The 14,300-nt window shown below is 68.4% G+C and carries 9 protein-coding genes and 3 pseudogenes; 7 read left to right on the forward strand and 5 right to left on the reverse strand.

Features of this window, described 5'->3' with window-relative positions; all coding sequences use genetic code 11:
* Window positions 1-9: 9 nt before the first annotated feature.
* Entirely contained in the window at window positions 10-1,065 is a 1,056-nt protein-coding gene (locus FNH08_RS26710; RefSeq protein ID WP_322725448.1) for a LacI family DNA-binding transcriptional regulator, read from the reverse strand.
* Window positions 1,066-1,687: 622 nt separating this feature from the next.
* On the opposite strand from FNH08_RS26710, the gene FNH08_RS54090 reads away from it, so the two are divergent.
* Window positions 1,688-2,599 carry a family 43 glycosylhydrolase gene (locus FNH08_RS54090; RefSeq protein ID WP_152774081.1) on the forward strand — a complete coding sequence of 304 codons (912 nt, stop codon included), beginning with the start codon at window positions 1,688-1,690 and terminating at the stop codon, window positions 2,597-2,599.
* A gap of 5 nt (window positions 2,600-2,604) precedes the next feature.
* Entirely contained in the window at window positions 2,605-4,479 is a 1,875-nt protein-coding gene (locus tag FNH08_RS26720; protein ID WP_152774082.1) for an RICIN domain-containing protein, read from the forward strand.
* A 70-nt stretch (window positions 4,480-4,549) separates the two neighbouring features.
* Here FNH08_RS26720 and FNH08_RS26725 read toward each other — a convergent pair whose 3' ends face one another.
* Complete coding sequence (locus FNH08_RS26725; RefSeq protein WP_152774083.1) at window positions 4,550-8,212, reverse strand: LamG-like jellyroll fold domain-containing protein; 3,663 nt, start codon at window positions 8,210-8,212, stop codon at window positions 4,550-4,552.
* A 534-nt stretch (window positions 8,213-8,746) separates the two neighbouring features.
* On the opposite strand from FNH08_RS26725, the gene FNH08_RS26730 reads away from it, so the two are divergent.
* Together FNH08_RS26730 and FNH08_RS26735 are read left to right on the forward strand one after the other, a co-directional pair.
* Complete coding sequence (locus FNH08_RS26730) at window positions 8,747-9,022, forward strand: hypothetical protein (RefSeq protein ID WP_152774087.1); 276 nt, start codon at window positions 8,747-8,749, stop codon at window positions 9,020-9,022.
* A 15-nt stretch (window positions 9,023-9,037) separates the two neighbouring features.
* Window positions 9,038-9,815: pseudogene (locus FNH08_RS26735) on the forward strand (DUF317 domain-containing protein).
* Window positions 9,816-9,887: 72 nt separating this feature from the next.
* On the opposite strand, the gene FNH08_RS26740 reads toward FNH08_RS26735, so the two are convergent.
* Window positions 9,888-10,664: an MBL fold metallo-hydrolase gene (locus FNH08_RS26740; protein ID WP_152774084.1), complete on the reverse strand. Its 777-nt coding sequence runs from the start codon at window positions 10,662-10,664 to the stop codon at window positions 9,888-9,890.
* A 52-nt stretch (window positions 10,665-10,716) separates the two neighbouring features.
* Here FNH08_RS26740 and FNH08_RS26745 point away from each other — a divergent pair.
* A protein-coding gene (locus FNH08_RS26745; RefSeq protein WP_152774088.1) for an IS5 family transposase occupies window positions 10,717-11,452 on the forward strand; the annotation gives its coding sequence in 2 pieces (ribosomal slippage) (window positions 10,717-11,061 and window positions 11,063-11,452; 735 coding nt in all).
* A gap of 31 nt (window positions 11,453-11,483) precedes the next feature.
* Here the strand turns inward: FNH08_RS26745 and FNH08_RS26750 are convergent.
* A complete protein-coding gene (locus FNH08_RS26750) occupies window positions 11,484-12,284 on the reverse strand; it encodes an inositol monophosphatase family protein (protein ID WP_322725451.1) in 801 nt (266 codons plus the stop codon).
* Window positions 12,285-12,541: 257 nt separating this feature from the next.
* On the opposite strand from FNH08_RS26750, the gene FNH08_RS26755 reads away from it, so the two are divergent.
* Entirely contained in the window at window positions 12,542-12,871 is a 330-nt protein-coding gene (locus FNH08_RS26755) for a hypothetical protein (protein WP_152774086.1), read from the forward strand.
* Window positions 12,872-13,047: 176 nt separating this feature from the next.
* Here the strand turns inward: FNH08_RS26755 and FNH08_RS26760 are convergent.
* Window positions 13,048-13,500: pseudogene (locus FNH08_RS26760) on the reverse strand (LLM class flavin-dependent oxidoreductase); the annotation flags it as partial.
* A 74-nt stretch (window positions 13,501-13,574) separates the two neighbouring features.
* On the opposite strand from FNH08_RS26760, the pseudogene FNH08_RS26765 reads away from it, so the two are divergent.
* A pseudogene (locus FNH08_RS26765) lies at window positions 13,575-14,300 on the forward strand (site-specific integrase); the annotation flags it as partial.

Below are 14,300 nucleotides of genomic sequence, written 5' to 3' on the forward strand. Positions count from 1 at the left end.
GGGTGACGGTCAGGGGTGCGTGGGGGCACCGAGGTCGGGAGCGGGGTCGGCGGGCCCCGTGCCGGCAGGTGCGGTGCTTGCCCGCAACGAGATCGGCGGCGCCAGCAGGTGATGCCGGGCCGGTGTACCGGGATGGTCGAGCCGCTCGACGAGCAGGTCGACGGCGAGGCGGCCCATCTGTTCCGCCGGCACGTCCGCCGCGGTGAGCTGCGGGGTCACCGTCTCCGCCCACCGGCTGGCCACGACTCCGGTGACGGAGAAGTCGCGGGGCACATGGCGGCCGGCCTGGGCCAGCCCTCGGTAGAGGCCGCCGAGCGCGGCCTCGTTCAGGGTGACGAGGGCCGTGGTGGCGGGGTCGTCGTGCAGGATCCGCTCCAGACACGCGAGGCCGGATGCGGCGTCGTCCCCGCAGCAGTAGGTCCGGACGGTCAGCCCGCGTTCCGCCGCGGCCTTGGTGAACCCGTCCAGGCCCCGGTGGGCGGACTCGTACCCGGCCCGCAGGAGCTGCTCGGGCCGGTTGACGAAGGCGATCCTGCGGTGTCCCAGGTCCGCGAGGTGGTGCACACAGGCCGCCGCCAGTGCCGTGTGGTCCAGGCCCACCCACCAGCCGCCCTCAGGGTGGGCGGTGCGGCCGATGGCGACGGAGGGGAAATCCACTGCGGCGAGATGGTCGAGCCGGTCGTCCTGCAACCGGATCTCCATCAGGATCGCTCCGTCGACCCGGCGCTCGCCCAGGAGCCGCTGGAACGAGCGGTCGCTGTCCACACCGCTCGGAGAAAGCAGCACGTCGTAGTCGTAGGCAGCCGCGGCCTCGGTGACACTGCCGATGAAGTCCAGCTGCATGCCGGTGTAGTGGTTCCCGGCCGGCGGGAAGACCAGACCGATGGTGTTGGTCCGGCCGTTGGCCAGTGCCCGCGCACTGGCGTTGGGCTGGTAGCCCAGCTCGTCGATGACCCGCTGGATCTTCTGACGGGTGTCCTCGGACACCGGGCGCTTCCCGCTCAGGGCATACGACACGGTGCTCCGCGAGACACCGGCCCGCTTGGCGATCTCACCGATGTTCACGGGCACTCCTTGATGAGAGAGATCGAACCGGTTCGATCGTTCAAATGAATGTGATCAGTCGATCATCTGTGGTCGAACCGGTTCGCGTGAAGTGAAGGTAGGAGCAACCCGGTCGGGTGTCAACGCTTCATGCCGAACTTTTCGTAACGTCCTGGAAATGTCGTCGTGGGGGCGTGCAATGCCCGGCTCACCCGAGGAAGCGCCTGCTCGTCAGCGGGACGGGTGGCGGATTCCGCAGGTAATGACGCCTTGTGGCTCCGTCCGGTAGGTCGGCCGTGTGCGGCCGGGCAATCCTTGTCGAGGCTATTGCTGGCTGGTGGTCTCGGTGTTAGCTTCCATCGAACCGGTTCGAGGAACCTGGAGAGGCCACGACCATGCTCAAGGCGAGACAAGACATACATCGGGGCGTCGCCCAGGAGTCCTTACCCTCCTTGCCCGCGCCGGACCACCGCTTCTGACGCCCAGACCAAGACCGTCGTACGGGAGTTCACCGGTCCACAAGGCCCCGATCCCGTCGACTGCGGCACCCTCCTGAACTCCTGGCGCGTTCAATGCCCCGACGATCTCGGCCGGACACACGAGCAGGCACGCCCGCGCGTGGCTCTGCTCGGGATGCCGACGTATGCACCCGGACGTCCTCCGGCGTCCTGCGCATGCGCAAGTCGTCGGCCCTCGTCGGCCGCGCCACCACTTCCGGCGTGCGGAACTGGTCGGACGCACCTCGACCTCAACGCCCAGCCGGGAGACCCAGGGCCCAACTGCCGACGAGGGTCCGGAAGCACTGCGGCACGACGGCCGCACCTTTCTCGTCGACTCCGCGAACGCCCGCGGCACCCCGAGTACAGGCCCGATCGGTTGGAGGCGACCGGCAGCGCCCCACCGAACCGCGACGAGCGGACGAGGAACCCGTCACCGGTCTTCCGGCAATGACGCGGCAGGCGGCCACAGCCCTGGCCACAACGGCTTCTCCACCTCGCCCGACGGTACCGAGAACCGGGTCGTCCACCACGCCGACGACACCGCCATCGGCCGCTGCGACAACGGCCGCACCACCAGGGCCCCGCAGTTCCCCCCGGAACGCCGACGGCACTCCGAACCGCGGCAGCCCGGTCGCTCTCGACAGCACCCTGACGAGCCCCTCCGGGGATACAACGACCACCACAGCCGCGTACACCCTGGTGAACCGCGACAGCGGCAGGTGCCTGTAGGCGTCGGGTCACAGCAGCGCCGGCGGTGCGAAAGTCCATCAGCGGACCTGCGACGGCGACGCCCATCAACAGTGGCCGGTCAAGGGCCTGGGCTGCCGACAAAGGCGGCTGGTGCCGGCCCCCGACCACCGCCCGGCCGACATCCGGACCACACCGCTGCCCCGTCGTACCTGGGCGTGACCGGCCCCAGGCCGCACCCTCGCCGCCCCCGCTCCTCCGCGGCGGCGATCCACGAACTCCGGCATGCCGCCCCCGAAGGACAGCGGCTGCCGAAGCCATCCGGGCCCGCCGGGCCCGGCCATCACCCATCCTTTCGGGAGACCTAATGCGCATGTCCCGTACCTTCGTTCCACCCGGAGGCGACAGCCGACCCGGTTCCCCCGCGGCTCTCCGCCCGCGCAGGACCACCGCGCTCGCCGCGCTGTTCGCCTCGGTCGCGGCCGTCGCCGTCCTGCCCGGCACGACGGCCCGCGCCGCCGACACCGCCGTGACCGTCGACTTCGCCACCACCAGCGGCGCCCCCACCTACCGTGCCTCCGGCACCATCTACGGGATGACACCGGACGCCTCGGCGCCGCAGGACCACTTCTACCGGGACATCAAGTGGAACCTCATGCGGGCGGGCGGTGCCCAGCTCAACAGCGGCGGCTACGCCACCAGCCTCGCCGACTACCAGACCCGCTGGAACGCCACCCTGGCCCAGTACAAGAGGACCGCCGCCCTCGGCGGCACCTTCGTGCTGCTGCCGCACGACCTGTGGGGCGCCGACGGCACCACCAGCCAGGGCTGGCCCGGCGACAACGGTGACTGGACGCAGTTCGACGCCTTCGTCACCCGGCTCATCAACGACGTCAAAGCCAACAACATGACCGTCGAGTGGGACCTGTGGAACGAACCCGACGGCAGCAACTTCTGGGCTCCGCCACAGACCCAGTACCTGCAGATGTGGGCGCGGTTCCACGCCAAGGTGCGCGCGGCCTTCCCCAACCAGCTGATCGTGGGCCCCAGCATCGCCAACAGGCCGAGCTCGTCCAACACCTGGTGGACCAACTACCTGGCCTACGTCAAGGCGAACAACGTCGCCCCCGACATCTACAGCTGGCACGAGCTGCCGGGCGACCCGGTCACCGACGTCGGCCGCGCCGACTCCACGCTCGCCGCCGCGGGGCTGACCAACACCCGCCCCTACCAGGTCAACGAGTACGCCCTCCCCGGCGAGCAGAACCCGGGCAGCGGCAGCTGGTACATCTCGCGGCTGGAGCGCGCCGGGGTGGACGGTCTGCGCGCCAACTGGGCCTCGGGCACCAACCTGCACGACTACCAGGCCGCTCTCCTCACCAAGAACAGCGCGGGCCAGTACCTGCCGCGCGGCGAGTGGTTCTCGTACCGCTACTACGGCTCACAGACCGGCAGCGTCGTCGGTGTCACCCCGGGCACCGGCACCGACGGCTTCGCCACGAAGGACAACTCCGCCAAGAACGCCAAGATCCTGCTCGGCAGCAACGGCAACACCGGCACGGTCACCGTCAACCTCACCGGCCTCAACACCACGTCGGTGGTGGAGGGCGGGCAGGTCCGGGCCGTCGTCCAGCGCAACCCGTACGACAACGGCAACGCCGTCAGCGGACCCACCACCGTCTCCGACACCACCCTGACGGTCAGCGGCAACGCCGCCTCCCTCACCGTCCCGTGGACGAACGCCAAGGACGCCTACACCGTCACCCTGCTCCCGCCGTCCAACACGACGATCTCCACGATCGCCATCAGCCCGAACAGCCGCCAGTGCCTGGACGACACCAACCTGTCCAAGGCCAACGGCACGCAGTACCAGCAGTACTACTGCGAGGGCGGCTACCAGCAGATGTTCGACTTCAAGCCGGTCACCGGCCGGGCGAACACCTACACCGTGGTCAACCAGCACAGCGGCAAGTGCCTGGACGTCATGAACGCCTCCACGGCCGACGACGCCGCCGTCATCCAGTACACGTGCAACGGCGGCACCCACCAGATGTTCACCCTCAACCCCGTCACGGCACTCGGCGGCACCCGTGACTACCAACTGGTCGCCGTCCACAGCGGCAAGTGCGTCGACGTCACCGGCGTCTCCACCGCGGCACGCGCCCTGATCCACCAGTGGACCTGCGACTCCGCGAGCGCGCTCAGCACCAAGAAGAACCAGATCTGGACGCTTCTCGGCAAGAGCTGACGACCGGAACACCGGCGGCGGAGCGGGCGCGGGCCACAAGGGCGGGCCCGCTCCTCCGCCGGTGGTCACCTCATCGCACCTCCCGCGCGTACGGCGCGACGGTGATCCGGTCGATCAGCGGTGCGTAGCGGGAGCGGAGCGGTACGCCGGGGAAGGTGTCCGAGGCGTAGGTGGTGCCGTCGAAGTTGGGTAGTTCCTCGGAGCGGAAGGTGATCGTGTTCTGCCCCTTCTTGAGGTGGACCGGGACGGTCAGCTCCCAGAAGTTGTTCTGGTGGAAGCTGTGCGGGAAGCCGACGCGTCGTGTCTCGCCGCCGTTGACGGTGATGTCAGCGTGGCGGGCGAGCGGGTCCGGGTTGTAGTGGGTGGCCTCGGCCTGCTCGGGGTTGGAGTAGCGGATGCGCAGCGCGTACTGGCCGGCCCGGTCGGCGGCGACGGTGAACGTCGCGGTGTTGCCGTTGCCCGGGTCGCCGCCGACCCCGGTGATCGCCGTCCCGTCGGTGGCGAGGGAGAGCGGGGTGAGCGTGGCCGAGCCCGCGAGCTTCGCGTCCTGCGCCTCGTACGTACGCTCCGGGAGCGCTCCCTGCGTCGGCGTGACCGTGAGACGGTCGACGAGGGTGGTGGACGAACCTCCGGTCAGCGTCACCTTGTTGACGCCGCCCGAGAGGGAGACCGCCACCTCGCTCCTGCCCTTGGCCAGGCGCAGGACGTCGTGTCCGTTGACGGAGAGCCGGGCGCCCGAGCCGTCGAGGACGTCGACCTCGAGCGTGGCCTCGCGGTCGGCGGGCGAGTACACCCAGAACGTGGCGGTCCCCTTCTTCGGGAGCCGGGCCGCGCCCGAGCCGGTGGCGGGGGCCTTGGTGTGCTTCGGCAGGTCGTAGACGGGGCGCGCCCCACCGGCCAGCCAGGCCAGCTCGCCCTCGTACACCTGGGTGGCGGCCGAAGCCTCGGGGAGGGAGAGGGCGAGGCGGTCGACGATGGCGTCACCCTTGGTGGCGCGCTTGCCGTCGAGGCTCTTCGCGGCGAGTGTCAGGGTGTGCTTGCCCTTGGTCAGCTTCACCTTGGTGTCGGCGTGGTCCCAGACCACCCACTTGTAGCCGAGCGGCAGGTGTAGTTCCTGCTCGCTGTCCGCCTTGCCGTCCACGCGCAGGAAGACGTTGGTGGGGCCCTGCTCCTTCACCTTGTCGTAGGTGTTGAGGGAGTTGGCGAAGACGCTCAGGTCGTAGGTGCCGTCCTCGGGCACGTCCACGGTGAAGTCGAGCGTGACGTCCGAGCCGGTGCGCAGGCCGCCGACGTCGTAGCCGCCGGAGGTGTAGAACTTCGACACGTCACGGGGGGAGCCCTCGGGGCCGTTCTTCGTGTAGCCGGACCCGGTGTGGGCGGCGTCCTCCGCCTCGTACGAGCCCTGCCAGCGGGTCGGCGGGGACTGCGTGTCCTTGGCCTTCCCAGCCGGGCTGAGGACGATCTCGTACGCCGAGGACTCCTTCAGCTCCGGAAGTGAGCCGTCGCCGAAGTCGACGGCCACCGTGCCGTCGTCACCCACCTTCAGGTTCTGTTCGGCGAGCAGTTTCGGGCCGGAGTTGTCGCCGAGCTGTCCGCTCCACTCGATTTCCCGTATCCAGGCGTGCACCCGCTTCCCGAAGACCTTCTTCGGTACGCCCGCGAAGGTGATGTGGCCCTTGCCGGCGGACCCGCCGAAGATCAGCCTGGACTGCTTCTTCTTCTCGTCGAGAGTGGCCACGCCCTGCATGGTGTAGTTCTCGCCGGGGAACGGCGGGTTCACCGTCACCGTGTGCCCGCTCATCGAGGCGTACGAATTCAGCAGCCACCACTGCCCGTTGCCGCGATTGGACTGAACGGCGGAGTCGGAGAGATTGCCGTCGATGTTCCAGTACGCGATGTCGGCGTCCACCTTGGACTCCTCGATCGCGGACACCCACTGGATCATCTGGCCGGGGACGGAGGTGTGGTAGTTGAAGGCGTACTCGTTGATGTTGATGGGGAGTTCGGTGCCCTCCTTGCCGGTGCCCCTGAACAGCTCCTTCTCCCACCCCCGGTACTTGGCGACGCTCTCGCGCACCGCCTCCGGGTGGCTCAGCTCGTGCCAGGTGATCACCTCCGGGAGGGTGCCTGCGGCCAGAGCGTGGGAGAGGAAGCCCTTCACCTGGTCGAACAGGACGCTGGTGTTGGGGCCGGCGATGCGGGCGCTCGGCATCTTGCCCTTGATCAGCTTGTAGGCGTCGTCCCAGGCGGCGAAGAAGTCGTCCGGGTCGCTCAGCCAGCTGACCTTGTTGTAGCTCCACTCGCCGGTGCCGAACATGTTGCCCTCGGGCTCGTTGAACGGCACGAAGACGATGTTGTCCTGGTACTCCTTCGGCAGTTTCAGGACCTGGTCGACCTGCTCGGCGATCTTCTCCTTGTACAGCTTGAGCTTCTCCGCGGGGGTGTCGCCCGGCCACTGGTACGGGAAGCCGCGGTGGATGTCGGTCATGTAGATGTACACATCACCGTCGGTGGAGTCGGCCAGCGGCTTCACTACCTCCAGCGCGTCGGCCCCCGGGTGCTGCGGACCGTCCTGCGCCTTCGTGGAGACCGTGCGCAGGCCCATGCCCTCGATGAGGTTGTTGGTGGGGACGTCCGGTCCGTACACGCCGTAGAGGGTGCCGGAGGCGCCGCCGTGGAACGCGCCGGTGTCCGAGGCGAGGTCGACGGTGAGCTGTCCCTCGCGGACCACCGTGACGGTCGTCTTCACGGCGCGTCCGGCCGCGGTTCCGGCGACCGTGAACGTCCCCGGCTTCGCGTACTTCTCGGCCGGTACGGCGTCCCAGGTGATCGGCGTGTCGCGGTCGTAGCCGTCGGAGAAGGAGGAGCGGACGGCTGTGGGAAGGGACGGGGCGGTTCCGGCCGTGGTGCGTGCCTCGAAGGACGTCTGCGAAAGCTCCTGGAGGGTGGGCAAGGTCCCGACCGTACCGGCCACCTGCTCGGGGCTGAGCGCCGAGTGCCACACGGTGAAGTCGTCGATCGAACCCTTGAGCAGCGGATCCGGCCAGAAGGACTTGCCGATGTAACCGGCGGCCGTCGCCGAACTGTCCAGCAGGTCCTTGGCCTTGATGCCGGTCTCGGTGGAGGAGACCGCCACGCCGTCGAGGTAGCTGGTGAGCCTTCCGGCGGAGGTGTCCAGGGTGACGGTGACGGTCCGCCAGACGTTCGCGGGAAGCGGAGCGTAGCCGAGGGCCTGTGCTTCCGCTCCGCCTCCGCCGGTGGTGACCGAGGTCTGGAACAGACCGTTGCCGTTGTACGGGGTACTGAACAGGTACTTGGTGGTGTTGGTGCCGAGATCGAAGATCCGCTGCCAGGACGACTTGTCGCCGTCCCACTTCACGCGCGCGGAGACGGTCAGGTCGGTGGCGTCGCCGAGGACTTCGCGGGGCAGGCGCACGTACGCGCCGTCGGAGGTGGGCGCTCCGCCGGGCAGGGCCAGCGCCCTGCCGCCGTCCGTGCCCGCCACGGACTGGGCGGTGGAGCCGTTCACCAGGGTCGCCGTAAGGCCGTTGCCCGAACTGTCGTTGATCCGGCCGGAGTCCAGGTCGTCCTGGTCGAAGGTGTAACGGGCGGTGGGTTGGGGAGTGTCGGCTGCCTGAGCGGGGGCGGTGGGGGCGGTCAACAGGCCCGCGCCGAGAGCCACTGCCACGGCGGCCGGGGCTCGGCGCCGGGCAGATCTGTCAGCGGATGGCATGGATACGTCCTTATCCTTGACTACGAGTATCGAACCGATTCGATTCTTTGCTTCAGTGGGCAGCAAATGCTTCGAGGTGAGAGGGCTGCAACCCGCCCTGCGCAGTGGGGGTTGGCGCTTGTGCGGAGGCCTGAGGCCGCTAGGTCGAATCGGTTCGGCGAAGCTAACACCGGCACGTCCGGCCAGCAATCCCTCCGGCATGAGCTTGTGTCTGTCTCAGGACTTCATGGTGGGGGGAGTCCTCCGGGTATTGACAGGCGCTCGGGTGGTTTCTGGCTTCAGTTCACGCGAACCGGTTCGAGCTAGGAGTTATCGTGAACATCGGTGACCTCGCCTCTGGAGCCGGTGCCTCGCGGAGCTCCGTGTCCTGCGCGCTGATCGACGAGTTCCCCACGTCGTCCCACGAACGTGGTCAAGACGGCAGGCAGGTTGCCCACCGCAGACATCTGGATGGTCACCCAGCTTCCAGTCTTCAGAGACTCGCCTGCGCCTGGGGGGCCGAGGACATGGAGGCTGTTCGTGTCGCTCGCGGATATGACCGTCGGCGATCTCATCGACCTGTTGTCCGGGTGCGATCGGAGTGCTCCGGTAGGGCAGGCGATGAATCCGTTCTTCCTGATGGCACACCGCCTCGCGCAGGTCGTGCGGTCCGTGGACGAGGCCGGCCGGACCGTCGTCTACCTCGCCGAGGGACAGGACGAGGACACGCAGCTCGGCCATCTGCCGCCCGAGGTCGCCGTCGCTCTGGCCTGGCAGGGCCCAGTCCAGGCACTCCCGCGTCGACCCCGCCGAACCGCCGGCGGCAAGTAGAACCGTACCGACCCCTTGGAGGCGCCCCTGTACCCAGACTTCCCGCGCGACCCGCCCGCTCCGACCGGCGCCCAGTCCTCGTGCTGGGTCGGCCCCCGGCATCTGGCCGGTGACGACGGACGTCTCTACGACGTCGTCGCCGACATGCTCGGCGGCATGGGGTGGACGAGCCTGGCGATCATCCGAGGGCGACACGAGCCGGACGACGCACCGGAGGACCGCCAGGTCCTGCGCAGCACCGTCCTGCACATCAGCCCCGACTCCCTCCGCTGGGCCCAGTGGGTCGTGGCGGACGAGCCGTTCCACCTGGGGGAACTACCGATCGCCTGGCAGGTCTCCGCTCGCGCGGATACGAGCAGCCCGCTCGCACAGTGGTCGGCGTACTTCACCCCCGACGTTCCCGGTGAGGTCCTCGTCGACTTCCTCCTCGCGCTCGACGCCCGCGACCAGCCCAGCGTGCCGCTCGTCGGCCCTGAGCGGGTCCTCGACGCCGTCGCCGCACACGGCTGGCTCCGTGATGTTGATCAGCCCCAGGCGGGAGCGACGGACCCCACGTTCACCTCGCACATCAGCCTCGGTGAGGTACCGCCTCTCATCCAGGACGCGGACCCGAGCGCCCTGACCACCGAGTCCGACGAGGTGGGGCCGACCGGATGGCAGGCATGGGCCGAGCCCGCGCTCGGCGCACCGTTCCTGTGGGCGGTGTCCTTCGGATCCAGCGTCCCGCACCTGCCCGAGGCGGGTTCTGCCCGAGGCGACCCGGGAGCGACTCCTGCGGGCACCTGAGAGCTGAGTGAGCGTTTGATTCTCTGATGTCTGTTTCATTTGGAACACGGCATGGTCATGGGAGTTTCTGGCGTCCGCGTCATTCGATGCCAGGAGCCGTATGACCGCTTCCACGGCCGAGGTTGGTGACGAGCCCGGGTGTGGCGATGTCGATAGGGTGCTGGAAGGTCTGCGCGGCTGTGTCGTGTGCAGCTTTCGGATCTGTCCCTGGCCATAGATGGGTGAGCATGAGCCTGGCAGCGCCCGCCTGGCTCGCGTACTGGCCGGCCAGTCGTGCGGTCAGCAGATACGGTGCGTCGGCGGTCGGCACCTCGTGGACGTACGTGGCTTCCGACAACAGCAGGTCAGCACCTTCAGCGAGGCGCAGGATGTCGCGGCTTGGACCCGTGTCGCCGGTGTAGGCGAGCACGGCGTCCGGCGTGGTCAGTCGGATGCCGGCGTTGGGCACGAAGTGCGGCAGAAGCCAGGTGTCGGTTCTGAACGGACCGATGTCGAGCCGGTCGCCAGGCTGGAACTCGCGAAGGCTGTACGCCTCGGCGAGCATGCTCGGTTTGTCGAGCGCGAGTACTGCATCGGCTGCGCCGTGGGGTGCGTATACCGGCAGTGCTGGCGGTGGCGTGTCACTCAGACCTCGGGCGCGCAGGAGAGGGTTGAGGTCAGCGCAGTGGTCGGGGTGTCCGTGGCTGATCAGCACGGCGTCAATGGAGTCGACGTTGTGGTGGTCGAGCAGTCGTGGCAGCGTGGCGTACCCGGGGTCGATGAGCAGGCGGAAACCCGCGTACTCGACGAGGTAGCCGCTGCATGCCTGAACTGCGGTGGGCCACGCCCCGCAGCCGCCGAGAACGGTCAGTCGCATGCCAACTGACACTAGCCGCCATGCTGTTGTCGTGAGCAGGCATTTTCGGGGCATGGGAGCGGACGTGATCGAGACGTTGGTGCCAGAGACTTTGTGGAAGCTGTTCCGACGTGTGGTCCCGTCTGCTCCGATGCGGCCGCAGGGCGGGGGCCGGCGCCGGTCCGGGGACCGCGAGGTCCTCGCGGCGATCATCTTCGTGGCCACGACGGGCTGTACCTGGCGGCAGCTGCCGCCGGTCTTCGGTCCGTCGGGGCCGACCGCGCACCGATGCTTCACTGAGTGGTCCGCCGCCCGGGTCTGGGCGAAGCCGCACCGTCTCGTCCTCGACGAACTCGGCGCCCGGGGTGAGCTGGACTGGTCACTCTGCGCGATCGACCCGGTGAACATGCGGGCCCTGAAAGGGGGAGCTGGCAGGACCGAATACTGTCGACCGGGGCAAGTGCGGATCGAAAATCCACTTGATCACCGAGCGGACCGGTCTGCCCCTGTCCGTCGGAATCTCGGGGGCGAACCTGCACGACAGCCAGGTGCTGATCCCCCGAGCCCGATCAGCGCCCTGGGCCAACCCGATCGAGGCCCACTTCGGACCGCTGCGGCAGTTCACCGTCGCCAATTCCAACCACCGTAACCACACCGCCCAGACGCGGGCCCTCCACGCCTACCTGCGCCGACGCAACACCAACGCCCGCCACCCAGACGTCCTCGCAGCTCAACGCCGTGAACGTGCCCGGATCCGCAGTGAGAAGGGCATCCGCTGGGGCCGCAGACCCCTCCGAGTCGCGGCCTGACCCACCCCGGCGCAACCCATGCGTCGCAGCACTAGCCTCGGCTGCGCGTCATCGACATCAGCAGCCTGTGGGTCTCCTCGTCGGCGGCGACCACAAGCCCCCGACCTGCCTCACCGATCGGGCCACCGTCGATCCCGGTGACAATGCAGCCAGCAGCCCGGCACAACGCGATGCCGGCCGCGAAGTGCACGCTCCTGGACAGGTCGCCGCCATCGGTGACATACGCAGCGCGCTTGCCGGCAGCGACCCAGGCCAGCGCCAGCGTCGTAGACACGACCCGAGGCCGGAAACGTTCGACGAATCCAGGGTGAGCCAGCAGATCCACGGCCCGGAATCCGGGCGCACTCGGGAACGGCGGATCCAGGTTGACGTCCACCAACCGGGTAGCGGACGAGGGCGCCAGTAGTGCGTCGTCGGCCCCGTCACGCCGCACCCAGGCGCTCTCCCCATCGGTGAAGAAAACCTCGCCGCTGAACGGGTCGGCCACCGCCGCCGCCCCATCAAGCAGCGCCACATTGACGGCCACCAGCATGTTGCCCACGGCGTAGTTCAGCGTGCCGCACAGGGGATCCACCAACCACTTGCGCACAGCGTCGCCGGCGCCCTGCTGCCCGCTTTCCTCGCCGAGCACCGCGTCATCGGGCCGTGCGGCACGGATAACGCCGAGGATCGTCTCCTCGGCCTCCACATCAGCCGCGGTGGCAAAGTCCCCGGCCCCCTTGTCGATGCGGTTGAGCCGCCGGCCGTACATCCTGCGGACCACATCCGCGCCGGCCTGCGCTCCGGCTAACGCGACCGCGGCATCGTCGGAACTCGCGTATGAGTTGATCACGCTGTGCAGACTATCGAGGCGAAGCCACCGCCCCGGTGAACCCTCCCGGTCAGAGCACTAGCGCACGCACTGCCCTGGAGAAAACGACCGAGAATGGCCCCCGCGCCGCTTGGTTCCGCCGGCTCAGCCGCGCGGTCGCGGATCTCCGAGGACACGAACACACAGCCGATGACACCGACCGACTCTTCCTGGCCTGGGACGAAAGGCGTCGAGAAGCCGGCGGACGAGTCGACCGCGCTCTCTCCCAGGGCCGCACCATGCTCACAGGCACCCACGATGAACAATGCGAGGGCCTTGAACTGCTGGCACGCCTGGTCGGTGCTAGCGGCGAGCGACCGCCCAAGGCCGAGCAGAGCGCGACGCTGATCAACCACGACGCCGCAGTTCGGCTCTACGACCTGGTGGCCGACAGATGCCGCCAGTACGACGCCCTCAGTGGCAACGGCAACGCGGAAGCTCGGGGCGAAGCGAGGACGAAGATTGAAGACCTCCTGCCGCCGGATGGTTGGCTCGGCCAGGTGCTCCTGCCTAGCCAGGGCAGAATCCTCAGCGCTGACTACGTTGGGGCCATCTTCCCTTCACGCTGATCACTGGGAGACTGATGTGACCGAGCACCTCGGCATGAATTCTGCCCCGCCGCAGGTGATAACCGCGCCCTTGCGCGATGTCTTCGAACCGGCAGTCCCAAAGGGACCAGGGCGATTGCAAAGTCTTGGTGATCTGCTAGGTGTGCAGGTCAAGGACGTGCGGCTGGCGGGTCAGCTCAGGTGAGGAGTTTCGCGAGCAGGGCCATCTCGGTGGGCGGGTCGATCACCGGCTGGATGAGGAGTTCGTCGACGCCGGCCTGTTCCAGGGTGGCGATGCGGGCGAGGAGATCGTCGCGGGTGCCGACCAGGGCCAGGGTGTTCATCAGCGAGGGCAGAACCAGGTCCCGGTCCTGCGGTGCGATGCGTCCGAGGTAGTTGGGGTAGAGCTTGGTGTGCCGGTCCGGCGCGGTGGCGGTAGTGCCGCGCCGGTCGAGGAGCCGCCGCACCGCCTCGCCTTCCTCGGGGCCGAGTTGCTCGGCGAAGGCAGGTGTGTCGGCGGCTGTGTCGGCAGCGAAGGCCAGCAGCGACAGGACGAGGTGGCCCGTCGCGTCCCGGGCCGCGTCGCCGTGGGGGTCCTCGTCCTCGTCGAGTAGGTGGAGCGAGGTGACCACATAGGAGTCCGCCCGGGAGTCTGGTCGGCATCGTCCGCACCGCCGCGATCATCACCGCTGCCGCCATCTCAGGCATGCGTGCGAGTGAGCTGATGGAATTGCGCATCGGTTGTCGGCGACCGCCCGAAGAGTCTGTCCCGGGCCTGACCCGCTACCGGATCGCAAGCAAGATCGTCAAAGGGCAGCCACTGGGCGGCACCGATGACGAGTGGGTCGTCATCGAGCCGGTCTATCGAGCGATCGAGCTCCTTGAGCAACTGCACGACACCCCGGCAGAAGGCACCTTGCTGATTGGCCGGTTCTCCTTCAACGTCCGCTTCAAGTGGTTCAAGAACTGGGTCAACTCCATGGCCGGGAAGCGACTTGGCCTGGCGCCGATCCCCGAGGGGCCGGTCAACCTGCGGATGCTGCGGCGGACTTTGTCCCTGGAGATGGCCTATCGGCCCGGCGGCGTCCTAGCCACCAAGATCCACATGAAACATATCGCCGTGGCCACAACGGAAGGCTATGCCTCGCGTCCTGGCGGGGCTCAGGCCGAACTTCTGGCCGAGGTCAACAAGCTCTTCGCCAGCATCGACGCCCAGGTCGATACGTCCTCGACCGCAGCCCCAAAAGTCCAGCGCAACAACCGTGACGTCCTCAACCTACTGACCAAGCGCGCCAAGACTCTGCACCTCGGACCGGCAAACTACTGCTGGTTCACCGACCCCTCCAGGGCGCTCTGCCTCAAACTCGCGGGCACCCCCACCGCGGACCGGCCGCTGATCGGGATGTGCGACTCGGCTCGCTGCCCGCAGGCCACCCACCACCCCTGCCAC

The organism is Streptomyces spongiae (assembly GCF_009377185.1).
GTDB lineage: Bacteria > Actinomycetota > Actinomycetes > Streptomycetales > Streptomycetaceae > Streptomyces > Streptomyces spongiae.